The following is a 13,167-nucleotide window of genomic DNA, read 5'->3' on the forward strand; positions in this document are numbered from 1 at the left end:
TTTTAGCTCTCATAGAATTTAGTGAACTCAGTATCTAATTCTGCCATTCCTTGCTGTACTGTCTGATTTATATCGACACCATTTGTCTGTAATCCTTCAATCCTGACAATTGAAAATTTATCAAATCCCATTAATTCTTCAAAAATACCTTTTAGATACATTCTTGAAAATTCTAGTGGTGTGTAACGATCATTGTTGGTATAAATCGAACCGCTTGCCTGCAACAACATAACTTTATAATTGTCAGTCATCAAGCCAACTGAACCTTCGGCGGTATATTTAAAAGTTTCGTGAGCAACCAAAATATTGTCGATATAATCTTTCATTTTTGAAGTCACGTTAAAGTTGTGGAGTGGTGAAACAATAACGATTCGGTGATGCGATTTGAATTGTTGAATCAAATTCTGATTAATTTGGAAAATCCTGTTCTCTTCAGCACTTAAGGTTATGTGTGCAGCTTGCTTTTCCCAAATACCCAACAATTGATCCGTCGTTAGTTGCGGAAACGAAACTCGAAATTTTTCTAAAAATCGTTGTTGTAACTTAATTGAGTAGTGATCACCATTTCTAAAATCTGGTTGAGCGTTAATTATTAATGTTTCCATATTTATGTCTTCTTTCCTTCTCGATATTTATATACTACAATCTAAAGGTGACAATGCATGGCACCTTTTATGAAAAAAAGGAGATATAAAAATGAACAAAGCTGAACGACTAAATCAAGAATTAATCTTTCTCAGCAATAAAAATTTCTTTCAAATCAACGACTTAATTTCCGAATTCAATATTTCTAAACGGACTGTTCTGCGCGATATAACTGAATTGGAGGCCATGGGACTATCTTTTTATGTCGAGAATGGTCGTCATGGCGGATATCACCTCATCAAAAAAGAACTGCTCGTTCCTGTTATCTTCAATCTTGAGGAAGTCAGTGCTATTTTCTTTGCTATCAAAGCTTTGACCTTATTATCAGCCACTCCCTTTGAGAAGAATTATCAACATATTTATGACAAATTATTAGCAACCTTACCCAAATCCCAGCAAGAATATGTCGCCAAATTGCAGGATGGTGTTAACTATTATCGCGTTCCTTCTATTACTACACCCAATTTTTTGAACATTATTTTACAATCAATAGTCGACGAAAAAGTTATCGATGTAACTTATCATCGAAACAAGCAGCTTCAAGTTTTTAATTTGCTCTACCGCAACGGAATTTGGTTCTGTGATGCTCTCGATATAAATACAAAAAAATGGGGAACTTACCGTTGTGACCGCATCGAAAGTTGCCAAATCAATCGTAAAATTACGGATACTTATTCACGTCTGAAACTGAAACAATTCCAACAAAATTACGAAAATAACTATCATAACATCCCTTTCGAATGCGAGTTAACACCGTTGGGACAAGAATTATTTCAGAAGAATAACTATCCAAACATGCATTTAAAAACTTCCAACGGTAATATTCTAATGTACGGCGGCTACAATCGAGCCGAATTTAACTATATGGTCGAATACCTGATTACACTTGGAAAAAATGTCAAAATAAATTATCCTGCTGAACTAAAACAAGCGTATGTTAATGAATTGCAAAAAATTATCAATCAATACTAGATGTTTGTGCAACCGGATACAAAAAAGCTTATTATTAAACTAAATCGTATTTTTGGAGGTTCATATAATGGAAACTTTTGAAATGATTCAATCACGTAAGGCCGTTCGTGAATATTCTGGACAAATTACTGACGAACAATTGAACAATATTTTGTTGGCTGCTAATGCTGGATCCGTTGGCTTGGCAAAATTCGATGAATATCGTCTAACAGTTATTCAAAAACCAGAAGTTTTGTCACAAATGAATGGTATTTACGATGCTCCAACCGTCATTGTCGTCTCTGGTCAAAACAACGGCTTAATGGAAGGAAATTCTGCCGGCACAATCGTTCACAACATGGAACTTGAGGCAGAAAATCAAGGTTTAGGCGCTAATTACAACATGGCAAGTCTTGGTTCAATTCCGGCTGGAGTTATTCCTGATGGTTTCAAACCACTGTTTGCTTTGACATTAGGACAAACAAACGAGACTTTCACACCACGTGAAACTTCTCTAAAGAAGATTCAAACAAACATTGTTAAATAATAAAAACTAGGATTTCTCATCATGGGAAGTCCTAGTTTTTTTAATACTTATTCAGTAAAAAACTTTGTTGCAATATCCAAAGCTTCTGCTCGAGAGTTTCCGATTCCGAAGCCATGGTCTGCATCATCCAACAAGTGCAAAGTATCGTTGGTATAAACGTCGTCGTAACGTGTCGAGGCAATCTTATCAACAACTGTATCTTTCATACCGTGGACTAAACAAACGGGACCATGATATTCTTTAGCAATTTCATAAATTGGCAAAGTTTGAGCTGTTCTGAGATAAAAGCCACCTAAAGTTAAGCCTTTCTTGATTGGCAATGTATCAGGAATATTGTGTGGATCATAAGTGAACCCTTGTGTATCACCCTTCAAAGCATCATCTTTCAAAGTTGCAGCAGGAGCTAGCAAAGCCAACTTAGCAATCTTTTCAGGATAATAACCAGCAATCATACTGGCAACAACCCCACCTTGTGAGTGACCTAATAAATAAATTTTTTCGACACCTTCGATTTGTCTAGCATAGTCCAAGATAGCTTTAGCATCGCCAATTTCATTCAGAACTGTCATGTCGACAAATTTCCCATCTGATTGACCGTGACCATTAAAATCAAAGCGTAACGTTGCCAAACCTTTTTCCTCAAAGCGTTTTGCCAATTGATACAACAACTGATCTGGGTCAACTCCGCGATTGGAAGTAAATCCGTGCATCAGAATCACTAGATTGAATTTATCTGTAGCTGGTTTATGAAACTCCCCTCGCAAAGTTAAGCCATCACGTTTTATTTCGACATCCATTTTTTATCATCCTTCTTCTAATAAGTTATGTTTCTAACAAATTATGATTATTTTAGTCTTGTTTGTTGGAAAATTCTAAACTTTTTAAATTCGGTCTTCAAATTGAATATAATAAAGCTAGATAGATTGGAGCATAAATTATGGCAGATAAAATTTTAGTAATCGGTGGTACAGGTAATATCGGTTATCCACTAATTAAATATTTAAATCAACAAAACGTTCAAGCTGTAGCTGGAACACACAATTTACAAAAAGCTCAGGCAAAATTTGAGGGATTGAATAATGTAGAAATTAAGCATTTCGACTTCCTAGATCCATCGACTTTTGAATCTGCTTTTGACGGCGTAAATAAAGTATTCTTCGTTCGCCCTCCACAGCTGGCAAAGCCCAAACAAGATATGTTGCCATTTCTAACCTTTGCCAAGCAAAAACAAATCAAACAAATCGTTTTCGTATCTTTGATTGGTGTCGAAAAGAATCCCATGACTCCACATCATAAAATTGAACAAATGATTCTCGACTTGAAGATTCCATATACTTTCATACGACCAAGTTTCTTCATGCAAAACCTCAATACAACACACCGTGAGGATATTCAAAAGAATCATGATTTGTTTATCCCCGCTGGCAATGCCAGAACAAGTTTCATCGACACACGTGATATTGGTGAAGTCGCTGGCATTGTCCTAACGGACGAAAAATATCTCAATCAAAAACTAAATATCACTGGTCCATCGGCATTGTCATATCAAGAAATCGCCAAGATTATGACTAAGATTCTGGGAACCCAAATAACTTACAGCAAACCTAGCCTATTAAAGTTTCGCAAAGTAATGTTAAAACGCGGTATCAAAAAAGATTTCGTCAACGTAATGGTCATGCTTTACTTGATAACACAACTCGGCAATGCCAAAGAAGTTACGGATACAGCAGCCAAAGTATTAGGCCACGCACCAAGAACAATTCAGAATTACATTTATGATTATCAAGACGATTTTAAATAACGCAAAAAGGAGAAAACTAAAACGTCTTCTCCTTTTTTCTACTATTAATATATATTTATTTTGATCAATAACACCATTTGACACAGATTAACTAGTCGGAGGGTTACAGTGATGAATTCCGCAATGAAAGTTGCGTTAGAACGGTGGTTTTCCGTTCTTACACAACTGACGTATTTTGAGATTTGCGGTCTTGGCAAAGCTCAAAATCGAGGCGCGAGACCTTGGCTCGCACCGGTCTCATAGCAGAATTCATCACTGTAACCCGGAGACGGCCCCTATTTTATAGCTTTCCACCAAATACTGGATAAGCGCTAGCTGCACCATAATTCATTTGGTCAATCTTCATCAAAGTATTCATATCTTCAGCTGAAATTTCAAAATCAATTTCGGCATTAGACTTCATATGATCAGGGTTGGCTGACTTAGGCAAAACAATAACGTTCAATTGCCAATCATAACGGATGCACAATTGTGGCACACTGACATGATACTTTTCAGCCATCTTTTTAATCCTGTCATCATTCATTGCAGCACCGTGAGCAACTGGTGAGAATGCTTCAACAGCAATATCGTTAGCTTGTGAATACTTGATAATATCCATTGGTGTATCGCCGATATGAATCTGAACTTGGTTAACGGCAGGCTTAGTATCGCTATTTTTAATCAAGTTGTCTAAATCTTCCTTGTTAAAACTTGAAACACCGATAGTCTTCAACTTACCAGCTTTAACAGCATCTTCCATTGCACGCCATGTTTCCAAATTTCCTTCAAAGTGACGGTCATTGCCTTGGTTAACTTCAGCCCATGGTTGAGGATTGTGAATAATCATCATATCCAAATAATCCAAGCCCATCTTGTTCAAAGTTTCATCAATTGATTGTTTAGCTTCGTCATAATTCTTAATTTCAGCGGCGACTTTTGAATTCACAAAAATCTGGTCACGACTGACATTACTATTCAAAACTCCTTCGCCGACACCATGTTCGTTACCATAAGCTTGGGCTGTATCGATACGACGGTAGCCAATATCAAGTGCACTCTTAACTGCATCAGCAACTTGATCATCAGGGATTTCCCAGACACCTAAAGCTAACTTAGGAATCTTTACTCCATTATTTAAAGTGATTGTTTCATCAAAAATTGACATATAATTTTCTCCTAATTTTTTATTTTAAACTTCTTGTCCAGTTGGGCGAATTACCATCTCGTTGACAGCCATATTTGCTGGTGTATCAATGGCAAAAGCAACTGCTTGAGCGATTTCTTCTGGTTGTAAAGCCATCATCTCAGAACCGGGCTGTTTCATGGCCGACTCAAGTCCCTCACGAACTTCTTTATTATTGATTGAATTGAATAATTCTGTTCTAACTGATCCGGGGGCAATGATGGTCGTCTTGATATTGTTTGCGTGCTCTTCTTGACGTAAACCTTCCATAATTGCACGAACCGCATATTTAGTTCCTGAATAAGCAACATAGCCCGGTAAAACTTCATAGCCTAAAACTGAGGACGTTGTAATAATATGACCACTCTTTTGTTTCTTCATAACTGGTAAGGCTGCAGCGATACCATTCAAAACACCTTTAACGTTAATATCTAACATATTTTGCCATTCGTCGTGAGCTAATTGGTCTAAATTATTGACTGGCATAATTCCGGCATTGTTGAATAACACATCAACTCGACCGTACTCTGCAACCGTGTCAGCAATTACCTTTTCAACTTCTTCAGCCTTGGTTACGTCAGCTTTAAAAGTTTTGATTTCAGCATCTGAGTTCTGCTTTTTAATTTCTTCCAAACGATCCAATCTACGAGCTGCAATACCTAACTTAGCACCTTTACCAGCTAATAAATTGGCAGTAGCAGCACCGATACCACTTGAGGCTCCCATGATTACAACTACTTTATCTTTTAAACTCATAAAATTACTCCTTAATTGTTTTAATGATGCGGGCCGGTACGCCACCAACTATAGTATTGGCAGGGACATTTTTTGTCACAACTGCACCTGCAGCAACGATGGCATTTTCACCGATAATTGTTCCTGGTGTGACAGTAACATTCGCACCCAACCAAGCATTATCGTGAATGTAAACTGATTTAAAGCTCAAATGACGTCTATCGGCAGGATTATTACGATGATTAACCGATGTGATTGTGACATTAGGTCCTATCAAAACGTTGTCGCCAATATAAATTCCACCGAGATCAACGAACATTGAACAATTGCTGATATAAACATTTTTACCAATATGTAGGTTTTGCCCAAAGTCGGTATAAAATGGCAATCTAATTTCAGTAGTCTCATCAATTTTTTCATTGGTAATTTGGCTGACAAGGTCGCGAGTCTCCGCTTTCGTATGTGGCGAATCGTTCAACTGTTGCACTAACATTTGGTTGCGACGATTGACCTTTTCGATTTGTTCGTAGGCTTCAGTCCCTACATCCATTTCTGATTTCATTTTAAGTACCTCTCTCTGATTGAATTCAGTATACAAAGAGATTATTATAATGTTAAATACTTATCATGAATCAATAACTATACCTTTTTATTATAATAGGAGTATATCAATGGATATTAGAGTCTTACGCTACTTTATTGCCATCGCACAAGAACAAAATATTTCTCGAGCTGCCCGCCTATTGCATATTTCACAACCGGCATTATCACGACAAATCGCTGATTTGGAAACTAATCTTGGAACGCAATTATTCATTCGTGGCAAACGACAGATTCAACTGACCCAAGACGGTTATTATCTTTTGGAACGTGCCCAAGAAATCGTGGATTTAGTCGATAAAACTACCTATAACTTACAAAAGCAAGATGTTGTCAGTGGAACTTTGGATATCGGAGCTGGTGAAAGTATTGCTGTTCAAGGTGTTATGGATACCGTTCACGACATCATTCGCAAATATCCAGAAGTTCACATCAACTTTAATAGTGGTGATTACACCGTTATTGAATCTGCACTCGACAGCGGTGTTCTGGAATTTGGTATTATCATGGGACATCACGAGTTTGGTAATTACAACACTTTGGAACTGCCGATGAAAAACCGTTGGGGTATTTTGATGCGCAAGGATGAACAATTGACGACAAAAAAATACATCCAACCAAGTGATCTGATTGGACGTCCGCTATTAGTTTCCCATCAAATTAAGCAGCACCGTGATTTCAAAAATTGGAGTCAGGGATTATTCGATCAATTCAACTTTGTGGGAACTTATAATTTAATTTTCAATGCTAGTTTGTTGGTCAAAACTGGCGCCTGCATGGCACTGACATATGATGATTTGGTAGACGTTTCATCTGACAGTGACTTAACCTTTCGCCCACTATCCCCTGAATTAACCGACCCGAATACTTTGATTTGGAGTAAAAAGAGAACTTTACCCGATGTGGATAAATTATTTTTAAAGACTCTCAAAGAAAAAATTGGAGAACAATCAAAATGAAAATATACTTCTCAGCCTCAATCCGGGGCGGACGTGACGATGTTAAAATTTACAAACAACTGATTGATTTTCTCAAACAAGATAATCAAGTTTTGACGGAACACATTGGCGACCCATCCCTTTCAGTTGTCGGTCAAAAGCAAGACGATTCATATATAAGAAATCGTGACATTGCTTGGTTAAAAGAAGCTGACCTAGTGGTTGCCGAGACTTCCAATCCTAGCTTGGGCGTCGGTTACGAACTTGCCTACGCGGAGAAGTTGCACAAACCCGTCATTATCCTACATAATTCTAAGAACGGTCAGTTGTCGGCAATGATCAATGGGACTGATTATTTTAAGAAAATTTTTGAATATTCGACAGTCGCTGAAGCAATCGAGATTTTAAAAAAAACACTCAAATTATAGGGGGAACCACAGATGAAACATTCTAAATTAGTATCGTTAATTGCATTTTTAACCATGGCTACAATTGGGGGATTATTAACTACTCAAACTGATGTTAAGGCTGCAAAAATTGCTACAACTACCACCAGAAGAGGACCAGCTTGGCTTTATACTTCTGATGGTACGAAAATTACTGACCGTGCGTTAAGTCCAAATACAGAATGGGCTGTTGGTAAGATTATCACTATCAATGATTATTATTACTACCAAGTTGCTACCAATGAATATTTATCATACGAGGACTCTACTCTGTCTGATATTCAGAATCCCGTTCAACAACCTTTAATTGGTACCGTACGATCCCGCTTTCATGATGGTACTGTGACCATTGATAAAAACCTTGGCGGTATATCTCCCACACCTCGTTTACCTGAAGGTTCAAGATGGCGTATTGGTCAATGTCTTGTTAATACTTTCGGTGAAATATATGTTGAAGTAGCTAGGAATACATATGTCCCGGCTGTTCATATGGTATTCAATCAAATATTACCAACTCCAACATATGATGTAGGGTTCTTTTATCAACCTTTCCGCGATCCACAAAGTGCGTATAACTATACCAGCATTGATAGTTGGTTCAATTTCTAAATTTTACCTACTCGCTCATATATTATATAGGTAGAAATTTTAATTATATTTTACTTAATACATATGATTAACTATTTAAAAAATTTGATTAATCGGAAGGGCTGAGAATATTTACCCACTGTGGGTGTGGTGTAAGAGCTTCAGCTCTTACACCACCAGGCGTGTTTGGAGACTTACCGGTCTGTGGTAAGCCTTCAAACCGAGGTTCGAGACCGAGCTGTGGCTCGGGCCGGTCCGCATAGCAGGCAAATATTCTCATCCTTGGAGATGGCCACCTTCCAATTTTACCTATTGATATATTAACAAAATTCTTCTATTCTTAAATTATCCGATATTTAGGATAATATGTTTAGGGGGATTCACAAATGAAATATTCTAAATCAGCAACAATTATCGCTGCTTTAGCAATGGCCTCTACAGCAGGTTTAGCTTTATCACAAAAACAAGCTGACGCCTCAACTATCGCGACCATAACTACCAAGGGACCAGCCACGTTATATGATATCAATGGCAATGCAATCACCAACCGCGCCCTTGCACCAAATACTAAATGGGCTGTCGGAACAATCTTTGTTGCCAACAACAACATGGCCATTTATCAAGTTTCAACTAATGAATACTTGAGATCAACTGAAGCCAATTTGACCGGTGACTATGCCTACTTACAACCTAAAAAGACTGCCTCAACCGACAAATTAGTTGGAAAAATCATTAACGGTAATGCTCAACTATACCGTGATGATACCAACGCCATGTCTGACCGTCTGTTAGGAAATGGTTCTAACTGGGCAATTGGTAAACATTATCTAAATAAAAATGGTGATGACTTCTTCCAAGTTTCAACTCACGAATACGTCAATGGCAAACATTTATCCTTGAATCACATGCCACAGGACACCACATACAGTGCTAACTTTGGTATCCCTGGCGCAAGTGTCGATACAAGTACCGAAACGACTACTTCAAACAATGAAAACAACAATGATTGGTCAAATATTGGTACAGACAACAATTCAACTGTTGTAAATACTAATACTAACAACAATTCTAATAACAATAATGTTGATACAAATACCAACACAAATACTTCAACTAATACAAACACTGCTTCATATAAACCAAATTTGGCTAACATTAATAAGTACTTTGTTGAATATTTGAACGCTTTGCATAAAGCTAATGGTACTGCTCCTGTTACTTTAGATAATGATATGATGACTTATGCTCAACAACGTGCCAGTCAACAAGATGGTGGAAATTTGGATCACACAACTGCTACTAAAGACACATCTGAAAATCTATCAAGTGCCGGCTTTAACTATATGAATTATGCAGGTGTTAAATCTGATAAAGATGCCGCCTACTTCCTATTAAAGCAATGGTATGACGAGGATAATAATTATTCTGGAATAGGACAAGAAGGTCACTTCGGTCACCGTGCCGCCTTAATTTATTCAGGTCCAAACGTCGGTTTAGGTGTTACTAATAGTGATGCTTCTTTCGATGCTGACTGGAATATGCCTCAAAATGACAAGTTCCTTGCACTATATGACTTCACAGGTTCAAACCCTAATACTAAGTTCATCTCTAAAGATGCTATCTAGTAAATAATCTAATAAACAAAAAATTCTCCTAATAACATTTCAAAATGTTATTAGGAGAATTTTTAATTTAACTGAAGGGTTAAACTCTATACTATTTATACACGTTGCTGTATTAAGTTCAGTTGTAGTCTATTCAATAATATATATGTATTAAATTAACTAGTCGGAGGAGCTGAGACAATTTACCGGCTGTGACAGTGGCGTTAAGGCTTTAGTCTTTACACCACGGGTCTGCATAGCAGGTAAATTATCTCAGTCCTGGAGACGCCCTCTTATTTATGTGATTTCTTATGTAAATAATCAACCTTAGATTCATAATCATCGATCAAAGCATTGACATTCTGCTGACCTTTCCATCCTGAATATCCAAATAGTAACATCCCAAATGCGCCAAGAACCAATAACACAATACCTAAGATTTTTAACCATGAACTTTGAGCATGATAGAAGTAAATCAAGACAATTCCAATACCACTAAGAATGGTAAAGAGCTGGAACCAATAACCTAAATTCTTTAACATATGTTTTTGATAAGTGACTTCTTGCTCATAACCATCTTTCATTTCTTGAAATGTCATCTTACTTCTCCTTTACATTTATTTCTAACTGAATATTAAAATCATTCTAATCGCTAGAGTAATAGCAATTTATTTAGTCGTAATACCAACAAACATATTTAATTAAATTAGTCGGAAGGTATGAGAATATTTACCAGCTGTGAGTGTGGCGTTATGGCTTTAGCCATTACACCACCGGGCGAATTTGGAGACTTTCCGTTCTTTGGAAAGCCTTCAAATCGAGGTTCGAGACCGCACTGTGGCTCGAACCGGTCCGCATAGCAGGTTAATATTCTCATACCTGGAGCCGGACTTTTTTAGTATGAAAGACCTGGGTTGAAGAATCCAAGCAATACACCTACAAGTGAAACAACAACCAAAATCAACATAGTCCAAATAGCTGAAACATGTTTCTTAGTCATTAACCACCAGCAGAAGAATGTAATTGCAACGGTCAAGATTCCGGGATAAATACTATCCAACTTATCTTGTAAGTTTAGGAAGACCTTTCCGTTTGATCCAACCAATTTCAATGATGTTGTAACGTTAACCCATGAAGCTAGAACACCACCAACGACCATACTACCAACGATTCCGATAGCGTGACGAATAGCTGCTCCTTGTTTACCAACTAGGAAACTAACGGCTTGGTCACCAAATTTGTAACCACGGAAGTATAGAAAACGTTGACCAAAGTAAGCGATTAGTACCCATGAAACGATGTAGAAGATAGCACCAACTGGTGAACCACCAGAAGACATACCTAATGAAATACCTAGCAAGATAGGAATCAATGTACCATCAATCAATGAATCACCGATACCAGCGATAGGTCCCATAAGACCAGCACGCATATCGTTAATTGTTTCGCCATCGATGTTTTGACCGTTAGCACGAGCCTGTTCCATACTTGCTGTAATACCAACAATAACGGTACCCAACATAGGGTTTGTATTAAAGAAAGCTGTGTAAGCATGAATTGCTTTTACTTGATCATCATGCTTTGGATATAATTTCTTGATAATTGGTAGCATTGAAGCCATGTAACCAAAAGTCTGCATATGTTCTTGAGAGAAACATGTTAGTGCTCCCCAGAACCAACGATGGAAAGATTTATTTAATGTCTTCCGATCAAGTTTTTTCATAGTATCAGTAGTATTTTCCATGATCAAATATCCTCCTCATCGTCATCATCTGGTCCATCTGCAACCGACGGCGTACCATTATTTGAACCTCTTGCCATTTCAACTTCATAGAAGATAACGGCGAACAATAGTGAAATAACTGTTACTGAAACTAGGTTTAAGTGTAGAGATGCTGCTAATGTGAAACCAACTAAAAATGGTACAAAATCAAGTGGAGTATTAATGATTTGACGGAGTAAGATAGCAATTCCGACACATGGAAGCATTCCACCAACAGTGAATAGTGTCTTCATAGCAACACCATCCATTGGTAAAGCATTACGTAATGCTGTAACAGCTGTAGAACCATAATATGTTAGAAGCATTGTAGGAATGAATGAGAACAAAGCGTGTGAAATCCAAGGCCAGCCAAAGTTAACAGCAGTTAATTTATCAAGCTTACCATTGTGAACATCTTTCCAACCAAATGATTGCCAAACTAGATTCATTGTTGCAACAGCGTAGTACAAAACAGTACCAACGGTACCAACCAAAGTACCAACTGATTTAGCAAGGTTAGCAGCACTACCACTCATAGGATTTAATCCTTGTGCTGTGATGGCAACCATTGCCAAAGGAATACCGATATAAGAAATTGCACGAACATCGGCTGAAACAGTACCACCTGGTGTAACCAAAGCGATGTAAACCAATTGCATTGCGACACCAGCAGCGATACCTAGTGGCACATTTCCAAGTACGATCCCACAAACTAGACCACCAACTAATGGACGACCGATTGTATAATTACCTACGGCTTGACCAGCCATACAAGAGTTGGAACATAAACATGCGAATAACCCTAAAATAGCAGCTTGAACCCAACTAATTGTCATTTTAAATACCCCTCTTTTTAATATCGAACATTTGAATCAAATTCTAATAACCAAACTTAGACTTGAACTTACCCCAATCACCGATACGTTGATCTGGCAACAGTGCGAACTCAACTTTATAACCAGCCTTTTCAATATCCTCAAAAGCACCGGCTTCTTCTTGTGTGAATGATTGGTTGTCACCTAATTTAATTGCGTTATCACGATCATTACCAGGTCCAACAATAATTGTCTTAATATCTCCTGGTACAAATCCCATATCTACCAAAATTTGTTTCATATCTTGGGGATTCTTTGTAATTAAGAAATAACGTGTTGATGAATTTAATACCTTATCTTTAACTTGTTCAAAATGTGCTAATGTCCAGACGAAAGTTTTCTTCTCGGAAGCTGCTTTATAAGCCTCAGATAAAATTGGGTTGTTAGCTGCCTTATCATTAACAGCGATAATTCCATCACAAGGATATTCCTTACCCCAACGAACTGTAATTAGTCCGTGAATCATTCGATCGTCAATACGTACAAAAGAAATTGCCATAATAATAAATC

16 protein-coding genes are annotated in these 13,167 nt (G+C 37.4%); 7 read left to right on the forward strand and 9 right to left on the reverse strand.

All coding sequences use genetic code 11. The features are described 5' to 3' along the window. Window positions 1–2: 2 nt before the first annotated feature. The gene (locus tag AAA923_RS06860; protein WP_338215765.1) at window positions 3–605 is read right to left on the reverse strand and encodes an FMN-dependent NADH-azoreductase; all 603 of its coding nucleotides are present in this window, start codon (window positions 603–605) and stop codon (window positions 3–5) included. A 91-nt stretch (window positions 606–696) separates the two neighbouring features. Between AAA923_RS06860 and AAA923_RS06865 the strand changes: the two genes are divergently transcribed. Beyond that, complete coding sequence (locus tag AAA923_RS06865) at window positions 697–1,617, forward strand: helix-turn-helix transcriptional regulator (RefSeq protein ID WP_338215767.1); 921 nt, start codon at window positions 697–699, stop codon at window positions 1,615–1,617. 67 nt (window positions 1,618–1,684) lie between these two features. Continuing rightward, the gene (locus AAA923_RS06870) at window positions 1,685–2,143 is read left to right on the forward strand and encodes a nitroreductase family protein (protein WP_338215769.1); all 459 of its coding nucleotides are present in this window, start codon (window positions 1,685–1,687) and stop codon (window positions 2,141–2,143) included. 47 nt (window positions 2,144–2,190) lie between these two features. Here AAA923_RS06870 and AAA923_RS06875 read toward each other — a convergent pair whose 3' ends face one another. Then, window positions 2,191–2,940, reverse strand: a complete 750-nt coding sequence (locus tag AAA923_RS06875) for an alpha/beta hydrolase (RefSeq protein WP_338215770.1) — start codon at window positions 2,938–2,940, stop codon at window positions 2,191–2,193. A 140-nt stretch (window positions 2,941–3,080) separates the two neighbouring features. On the opposite strand from AAA923_RS06875, the gene AAA923_RS06880 reads away from it, so the two are divergent. Then, on the forward strand, window positions 3,081–3,944 hold the full coding sequence (locus AAA923_RS06880; protein WP_338215771.1) for an SDR family oxidoreductase: 864 nt from the start codon (window positions 3,081–3,083) through the stop codon (window positions 3,942–3,944). Window positions 3,945–4,224: 280 nt separating this feature from the next. Here AAA923_RS06880 and AAA923_RS06885 read toward each other — a convergent pair whose 3' ends face one another. Genes AAA923_RS06885 through AAA923_RS06895 form a run of 3 tightly spaced genes read right to left on the reverse strand, consistent with a single transcriptional unit; the run spans window position 4,225 to window position 6,406 of the window. Further along, entirely contained in the window at window positions 4,225–5,091 is an 867-nt protein-coding gene (locus AAA923_RS06885; protein ID WP_338215773.1) for an aldo/keto reductase, read from the reverse strand. A gap of 24 nt (window positions 5,092–5,115) precedes the next feature. After that, window positions 5,116–5,865: an SDR family oxidoreductase gene (locus AAA923_RS06890; RefSeq protein ID WP_338215775.1), complete on the reverse strand. Its 750-nt coding sequence runs from the start codon at window positions 5,863–5,865 to the stop codon at window positions 5,116–5,118. Window positions 5,866–5,869: 4 nt separating this feature from the next. Next, a complete protein-coding gene (locus AAA923_RS06895; protein WP_338215777.1) occupies window positions 5,870–6,406 on the reverse strand; it encodes a DapH/DapD/GlmU-related protein in 537 nt (178 codons plus the stop codon). 109 nt (window positions 6,407–6,515) lie between these two features. Here AAA923_RS06895 and AAA923_RS06900 point away from each other — a divergent pair, with 109 nt between their 5' ends. The 4 genes from AAA923_RS06900 (at window position 6,516) to AAA923_RS06915 (ending at window position 10,041) form a co-directional block, all read left to right on the forward strand. Continuing rightward, complete coding sequence (locus tag AAA923_RS06900; protein ID WP_338215779.1) at window positions 6,516–7,403, forward strand: LysR family transcriptional regulator; 888 nt, start codon at window positions 6,516–6,518, stop codon at window positions 7,401–7,403. Further along, the gene (locus AAA923_RS06905; RefSeq protein ID WP_338215781.1) at window positions 7,400–7,810 is read left to right on the forward strand and encodes a nucleoside 2-deoxyribosyltransferase; all 411 of its coding nucleotides are present in this window, start codon (window positions 7,400–7,402) and stop codon (window positions 7,808–7,810) included. Before AAA923_RS06900 ends, AAA923_RS06905 begins: the two co-directional genes overlap by 4 nt. 12 nt (window positions 7,811–7,822) lie before the next feature. After that, window positions 7,823–8,437 carry an SLAP domain-containing protein gene (locus AAA923_RS06910; RefSeq protein WP_338215782.1) on the forward strand — a complete coding sequence of 205 codons (615 nt, stop codon included), beginning with the start codon at window positions 7,823–7,825 and terminating at the stop codon, window positions 8,435–8,437. A 365-nt stretch (window positions 8,438–8,802) separates the two neighbouring features. Further along, window positions 8,803–10,041: a CAP domain-containing protein gene (locus AAA923_RS06915; RefSeq protein WP_338215784.1), complete on the forward strand. Its 1,239-nt coding sequence runs from the start codon at window positions 8,803–8,805 to the stop codon at window positions 10,039–10,041. A gap of 272 nt (window positions 10,042–10,313) precedes the next feature. Here the strand turns inward: AAA923_RS06915 and AAA923_RS06920 are convergent, their stop codons facing one another. The 4 genes from AAA923_RS06920 to AAA923_RS06935 form a co-directional block, all read right to left on the reverse strand. Further along, window positions 10,314–10,619: a DMT family transporter gene (locus AAA923_RS06920; protein ID WP_338215786.1), complete on the reverse strand. Its 306-nt coding sequence runs from the start codon at window positions 10,617–10,619 to the stop codon at window positions 10,314–10,316. A 296-nt stretch (window positions 10,620–10,915) separates the two neighbouring features. Further along, a complete protein-coding gene (locus AAA923_RS06925) occupies window positions 10,916–11,764 on the reverse strand; it encodes a PTS system mannose/fructose/sorbose family transporter subunit IID (RefSeq protein WP_338215788.1) in 849 nt (282 codons plus the stop codon). A 2-nt stretch (window positions 11,765–11,766) separates the two neighbouring features. Next, entirely contained in the window at window positions 11,767–12,618 is an 852-nt protein-coding gene (locus AAA923_RS06930) for a PTS mannose/fructose/sorbose/N-acetylgalactosamine transporter subunit IIC (protein WP_338215790.1), read from the reverse strand. A 43-nt stretch (window positions 12,619–12,661) separates the two neighbouring features. Further along, the gene (locus tag AAA923_RS06935) at window positions 12,662–13,156 is read right to left on the reverse strand and encodes a PTS sugar transporter subunit IIB (RefSeq protein WP_338215791.1); all 495 of its coding nucleotides are present in this window, start codon (window positions 13,154–13,156) and stop codon (window positions 12,662–12,664) included. Window positions 13,157–13,167 lie beyond the last annotated feature (11 nt).

It is taken from the genome of Companilactobacillus muriivasis, from assembly GCF_036246245.1.
GTDB classification, from domain to species: Bacteria; Bacillota; Bacilli; order Lactobacillales; family Lactobacillaceae; genus Companilactobacillus; species Companilactobacillus muriivasis.